The following is a 5,636-nucleotide window of genomic DNA, read 5'->3' on the forward strand; positions in this document are numbered from 1 at the left end:
AGAGGTGACCGTCGGTGGCGACGGGCATGTGATGTACCGGCACGGCCCCTCCCGCGCGTACCCGGCTGCAGGTGCATCGGGGTGACCGGTCGGCCACTTTCGCCGAATCCCGGCTGCGGGTGCATCGGGGTGACCGGTCGGCCACTTTCGCCGAATCCCGCTGCGGGTGCATCGGGGTGGCCGGTCGGCCGCTTTCGCCGTATCCCGGCTGCGGGCGATCCGTGGTCCGCCCGCATTCCAGCCCCGGCCGGGGGAAGTTCAGCCCCGGCCGGGGAAAAATTCAGCCCCTCCGGCGTTTGAGGAGCGGGGTCCGGGGCGGAGCCCCGGGTACGGGAAGGGTAGGGGCGGAGGGGGCGAAAAAACCCGCTACACCCGCAGCGCCGCGAGCTGCTCCTCGAACGGGACGACGTGGAAACCGTCCGCCCGGCCGGAAGCGGGCTGAGCGGGGACCGCCACCTCGGCCCCGCCCACCGCCGAGGCGGACGCCAAGGCCGGGTCGGAGGCCAGGCCGGAGACCGGGGCGGAGACCGGGGCGGAGGCCAGGTCGGGGCCCGCCGCCGGAACGGCCGAGGCCGGCATCAGCGCAGCCAGCTCACCCGCCGCCCGCTCGATCCGCTCCGCCAGCCCCTCCGCCCCCCAGTCCTCCGACGCCGCGTACACCCCGGTCGGCACGACCACCGCCCGCAGATACGCGAACAGCGGACGCAGCGCGTGGTCGAGGACCAGCGAGTGCCGCCCGGTCCCCCCGGTCGCCGCGATCAGCACGGGCTTCCCCGCCAGCGCGTCCTTGTCGAGCACGTCGAAGAACGACTTGAACAGACCGCTGTAGGAGGCGGAGAAGACCGGGGTGACGACGATCAGACCGTCCGCGGAGGTCACGTCGTCGATCGCGGCGGACAGCCCCCGGCCGGGAAACCCGTTGGTGAAGTTGTGCGCGATCTCGACCGCGAGGTCGCGCAGTTCGACGACCCGGAGATCCACCGCGCCGGACACCCGGCCGGCGGTCGCGGCCGCCAGCCGGTCACCCAGCAGCCGCGTGGACGACGGAACACTCAGCCCCGCCGAGACGACGACGAGCTTCATGCGCGGCTCACCTCCTCCTGGGCCGAGGCCACCCGGACCGCGTGCGTCGGCGCGTCCGGCACATCGGCCGGCCGGTTCTTGGCGAACTCCTCGCGCAGTACGGGCACGACCTGTTCGCCCAGCAGGTCGAGCTGCTCCAGGACGGTCTTGAGCGGCAGTCCGGCGTGGTCCATCAGGAACAGCTGACGCTGGTAGTCACCGGCGTACTCGCGGAACGCCAGCGTCTTCTCGATGACCTGCTGCGGCGAGCCGACGGTCAGCGGCGTCTGCTCGGTGAAGTCCTCCAGGGAGGGCCCGTGGCCGTAGACCGGCGCGTTGTCGAAGTACGGACGGAACTCCCGTACGGCGTCCTGGGAGTTGGGCCGCATGAACACCTGGCCGCCGAGGCCGACGATCGCCTGCTCGGCGGTGCCGTGCCCGTAGTGCGCGTACCGCTCGCGGTAGAGCTCGACCATCCGCTTGGTGTGGTCGGCGGGCCAGAAGATGTTGTTGTGGAAGAAGCCGTCGCCGTAGTAGGCGGCCTGCTCGGCGATCTCGGGCGAGCGGATGGAGCCGTGCCAGACGAACGGCGGGACACCGTCCAGCGGACGGGGGGTCGACGTGAACGACTGCAGCGGCGTACGGAACTTGCCCTCCCACGTCACCACGTCCTCGCGCCACAGGCGGTGCAGCAGCGCGTAGTTCTCGACGGCGAGGTTGATGCCCTGGCGGATGTCCTGGCCGAACCAGGGATAGACCGGACCGGTGTTGCCGCGGCCCATCATCAGGTCGACCCGGCCGTCCGCGAGGTGCTGGAGCATCGCGTAGTCCTCGGCGATCTTCACCGGGTCGTTGGTGGTGATCAGCGTCGTGGACGTCGACAGGACGAGCTTCTCGGTGCGCGCCGCGATGTAGCCGAGCATCGTGGTCGGGGACGACGGCACGAACGGCGGGTTGTGGTGCTCGCCGGTCGCGAAGACGTCGAGGCCGACCTCCTCGGCCTTCAGCGCGATGGTGACCATGGCCTTGATGCGCTCGCGCTCGCTCGGCTCCCGGCCCGTGGTGGGGTCGGGTGTCACATCGCCGACGCTGAAGATCCCGAACTGCATGGTCACTCACCCTCCAGGTTGTTGATTGTTCAACTATACCCTCGAACCATCACCCCTCTCCAGGTATTCCGCCCCTGTCAGTGCCCCGTCCTACGATCCCGACATGGCCGCCCCACGCCGTGACACCCGAGGCATCGTCGACGCCGCTGAACTCTTCGCTCACGTCCGCTTCCGCCGCCACGAGCCCGCCGAACCGCTGCGCCCCTATCTGGAGCACTACTGGCTGATCGACTGGGACCTCGGCCGGCCCTACGCCTCGCACGTGGTCCCGCACCCGTCGGTCAACGTCGTCTTCCAGCGGTACACGGGACAGGACCCCTTCGGCGAGGTCGCCGGCATCGGGCTCGGCCTGTTCACCCAGAAACTGGAGGGCCGGGGAAGGGTCTGCGGGATCCAGTTCCGACCCGGCGGATTCCGCCCCTTCGCCCCGGACCGCCCCCTGTCGGCCCTCACCGGACAGCGGCTCGATCTCCCCGACGTCTTCCCCGGCTCCGACGGCGCCGTCGCGGCCGTCCTCGACCCGGAGGACGAGCAGGCCCGGGTGGCCGCCCTCGACACCTTCCTCCTGGACCTCGACCCGCGACCGGACCCGGGGGCCACCCTGGCGACGGCCCTGGTCGACCGCATCCGGGCCGACCGCGCGATCCGCGACGTCGGCACACTCGCCGAGACCGAGGGCATGACGGTCCGGGCGCTGCAGCGCCTGTTCGCCGCGTACGTCGGCGTCGGCCCCAAGTGGATCATCCTGCGCTATCGCATCCACGAAGCGCTGGAGCGGGCCGAGAGTGCCGAACCGGTGAACTGGGCCACCCTGGCCGCCGACCTCGGCTACGCCGACCAGGCCCACCTGGTCCGGGACTTCACCGCGACGGTCGGAGTCCCGCCGACGTCGTACGCGGCCGACCACGGCCCCGCCTGACCGGCCCGGCCGACCACGGCCCCGCCTGACCGGCCGCCTCCACGTCGTCCCCCTACTTCCTCCGGCAGGACCTCGGCCGCTCCCCCGCGGCTGCCGCGCTCGCCCTCACACCCCTGCCCACCGGCATCGTCATCGCCTCAACCGCCTCGACCGCCCGATCGCCCGTCCCGGCCGCCACCGTCACCACCGACCACCACCGTCACCACCATCCGCCGCCGTCACCACCATCCGCTTCCGGACCGCCAGAGATCCCGCGGACCGCCAGAGATCCCACGGGCGGCCTAGGGCACGAGGACCAGCCGGCCCCGCAGTCCGCCCTCCGCGAGCCGCGCGTGCGCCTTGGCGGCCTCGTCGAGCGCGTACGTCCCGGCGACCCGGGTCGTCAGCGCTCCCTCGTCGACGAGCGCCACGAGCTCCGCGAGCCGGGCCCCGTCGGCGGCGACCTCCACGGCACCGGTCCGCACACCCCGCACGGACTCCGGGTGCGCCCCCAGGATGACGCCCAGGAAGGCTCCCCCGTCCCGCACCCACTCCAGGGCGTCCGCGCCCAGGATCGCCGCGTCCAGCACCGCGTCCACGCTGCCCGGGGCCACCCCGTCCGACACGAACCGGTCCGCCCCCAGGGACCGTACGAGCTCCTCGTCGTCCTCGCGGGCCAGCGCGGTCACGCTCACCCCGAGCCGGGCGGCGAGCTGCACGGCGTACCCGCCGACCGCCCCCGCGGCCCCGGTGACCAGCAGCCGCTGCCCCGGCTCCAGGGCCAGCCGGTCCAGGGCCTGGGCCGCGGTCAGCGCGTTGAGCGGCAGACTCGCCGCGTGCGCCGCGTCGACCGAGCGCGGGGCCAGGGCCACCGCCTCGGCGTCGACCACCACATGGTCGGCGTGCGTACCGAGGTCCTTGGCCGGCCCGTACGCCAGCGCCACCACCTCGTCACCCACGTTCCACCCCGAAGCGACCCCGACCGCCTCCACCACCCCCGCGACGTCCCAGCCGAGCCCCAGCCGCTTCCCCGCGCCCCCGAAGACACCGGCGCGCACCCCGGCGTCCACGGGGTTGAGCCCGGCGGCCGCCACCTTGATCCGCACCTGCCGGGCCCCCGGCTCCGGCAGGGCGACCTCGACGATCTCGACGGCTTCCGGACCACCGAACGACGTCACAACCGCTGCACGCATCCCAGCTCACCCCATCTGTAGGTCATCTGCGGGTCTCTCACCCGCCACAACAACCCTAGGAAGAGCTACTATCCATTGGTAAGTAGGCACCTGAAGGTGCGTACGTCACCCGGAGGTGAGTCATGGCGACCACGACGGCGGCCCAGCGGCGCCACCAGGCCCGCGTCGAGTACGACGCGTTCATCAAGAGCTGCCCCACCAACCAGCTCCTGGACCGCATCAGCGACAAGTGGGTCAGCCTGATCGTGAGCGCGCTCGCCGACGCGGGCGGCCCCATGCGCTACAGCGGCCTCGGCCGCAAGATCGCCGGCGTGAGCCCCAAGATGCTGACGCAGACACTGCGTTCGCTGGAGCGCGACGGCATCGTCTCCCGTACGGTCACCCCGTCCGTGCCGGTCCGCGTCGACTACGAACTCACGCCGCTGGGCACGAACCTGAGCTGCCTGCTCACCGCCGTCAAGGACTGGGCGGAGCACCACATCGAGGAGGTCGTCGAGGCCCGCGAGCGTTACGACGCCTCGTCCGAGGCGTCCTGACGGTCCCCGGACCGCAGCCGGGCGACCTGCACGGCGCTGAAGTCGACCGTGCGCCGCATGTGCCCGATGATCAGGGCGACCTCGGCGTCGTCGAGCCCCTCGAACAGGCCGTACCAGCCGTCGCCCAGCCGTTCCCACATCCGCCCGAACTCGGCGATCTTCTCCGGCACGGTCGCCACCAGCACCCGGCGCCGGTCGACCACGTCGCGCTCCCGCACGACATAGCCGGCCTTCTCCAGCCGGTCCACCAGCCGCGTGGCCGACCCGGTCGTCAGACCCGTCATCTCGGCGATCCGCCCGGTGGTCACGGGCCCGTCCTCCAGGCTGAGCAGGTTCACGCACTGCACGTCCGTCGGGTGCAGTCCGACGTGGTCGGCGAGGGCCTGGTTGAACAGGGCGTACGAGGCCATGTACCGCCTCGAGACGACCGCCAGCTCCTCCAGCAGCCGCCCGCGCGCTTCCCCGGCCGTGGCCATGCGGCCCCTTTCCACCAGCCCAGCCAAAATCGTACGCCGCACACCCCTCGCCCCCGGGAACCGGCACCCCACCCCACCAGCCTCTTTCGCCCCCTCCGCCCCTACCCTCCCCCAAGGTCTCGGCTTCGCTCGACCAGAGGGACCCCCATCACCCCTGGGGCTCCGCCCCAGCCCCCGCTCCTCAAACGCCGGAGGGGTCGAAAATTGCACCCGCAGCCGGGATCCGGCGAAGGCGGCTGACCGGCCACCCCGATGCACCCGCAGCCGGGTACGCGCGGGAGGGGCCGTGCCGGTACATCACATGCCCGTCGCCACCGACGGTCACCTCTCGTCCGACGGCGACGGGCGGATGTACCGGCACG

At 72.1% G+C, this 5,636-nt stretch carries 6 protein-coding genes; 2 read left to right on the forward strand and 4 right to left on the reverse strand.

Annotation, left to right across the window (positions count from 1 at the left end):
• Nucleotides 1-366: 366 nt before the first annotated feature.
• Together ACH4S8_RS43005 and ACH4S8_RS43010 are read right to left on the reverse strand one after the other, a co-directional pair.
• A complete protein-coding gene (locus tag ACH4S8_RS43005; protein ID WP_398404416.1) occupies nt 367-1,083 on the reverse strand; it encodes an FMN reductase in 717 nt (238 codons plus the stop codon).
• Nucleotides 1,080-2,171 carry an LLM class flavin-dependent oxidoreductase gene (locus ACH4S8_RS43010; RefSeq protein WP_398404418.1) on the reverse strand — a complete coding sequence of 364 codons (1,092 nt, stop codon included), beginning with the start codon at nt 2,169-2,171 and terminating at the stop codon, nt 1,080-1,082. The genes ACH4S8_RS43005 and ACH4S8_RS43010 overlap by 4 nt, the downstream gene beginning before the upstream one ends.
• Before the next feature lie 103 nt (nt 2,172-2,274).
• On the opposite strand from ACH4S8_RS43010, the gene ACH4S8_RS43015 reads away from it, so the two are divergent.
• The gene (locus ACH4S8_RS43015) at nt 2,275-3,090 is read left to right on the forward strand and encodes a DUF6597 domain-containing transcriptional factor (RefSeq protein WP_398404420.1); all 816 of its coding nucleotides are present in this window, start codon (nt 2,275-2,277) and stop codon (nt 3,088-3,090) included.
• Nucleotides 3,091-3,371: 281 nt separating this feature from the next.
• Here the strand turns inward: ACH4S8_RS43015 and ACH4S8_RS43020 are convergent, their stop codons facing one another.
• A complete protein-coding gene (locus tag ACH4S8_RS43020; protein ID WP_398404422.1) occupies nt 3,372-4,262 on the reverse strand; it encodes an NADP-dependent oxidoreductase in 891 nt (296 codons plus the stop codon).
• 122 nt (nt 4,263-4,384) lie between these two features.
• On the opposite strand from ACH4S8_RS43020, the gene ACH4S8_RS43025 reads away from it, so the two are divergent.
• On the forward strand, nt 4,385-4,798 hold the full coding sequence (locus tag ACH4S8_RS43025) for a winged helix-turn-helix transcriptional regulator (RefSeq protein ID WP_398404424.1): 414 nt from the start codon (nt 4,385-4,387) through the stop codon (nt 4,796-4,798).
• On the opposite strand, the gene ACH4S8_RS43030 is transcribed toward ACH4S8_RS43025, so the two are convergent.
• Nucleotides 4,771-5,274 (reverse strand): MarR family winged helix-turn-helix transcriptional regulator, encoded by a 504-nt coding sequence (locus ACH4S8_RS43030; RefSeq protein WP_398404426.1) that lies wholly within the window; start codon nt 5,272-5,274, stop codon nt 4,771-4,773. The two genes, ACH4S8_RS43025 and ACH4S8_RS43030, sit on opposite strands and share 28 nt — an antisense overlap.
• Between the last annotated feature and the right edge of the window lie 362 nt (nt 5,275-5,636).

The sequence above is a fragment of the Streptomyces sp. NPDC021080 genome (assembly GCF_044333225.1).
Lineage (GTDB): Bacteria > Actinomycetota > Actinomycetes > Streptomycetales > Streptomycetaceae > Streptomyces.

Coding starts and splice junctions, on each gene's coding strand:
- ACH4S8_RS43030 (WP_398404426.1), bottom strand. CDS start 5,274: ATGGCCACGGCCGGGGAAGCGCGCGGGCGGCTGCTGGAGGAGCTGGCG.
- ACH4S8_RS43015 (WP_398404420.1), top strand. CDS start 2,275: ATGGCCGCCCCACGCCGTGACACCCGAGGCATCGTCGACGCCGCTGAA.
- ACH4S8_RS43010 (WP_398404418.1), bottom strand. CDS start 2,171: ATGCAGTTCGGGATCTTCAGCGTCGGCGATGTGACACCCGACCCCACC.
- ACH4S8_RS43025 (WP_398404424.1), top strand. CDS start 4,385: ATGGCGACCACGACGGCGGCCCAGCGGCGCCACCAGGCCCGCGTCGAG.
- ACH4S8_RS43020 (WP_398404422.1), bottom strand. CDS start 4,262: ATGCGTGCAGCGGTTGTGACGTCGTTCGGTGGTCCGGAAGCCGTCGAG.
- ACH4S8_RS43005 (WP_398404416.1), bottom strand. CDS start 1,083: ATGAAGCTCGTCGTCGTCTCGGCGGGGCTGAGTGTTCCGTCGTCCACG.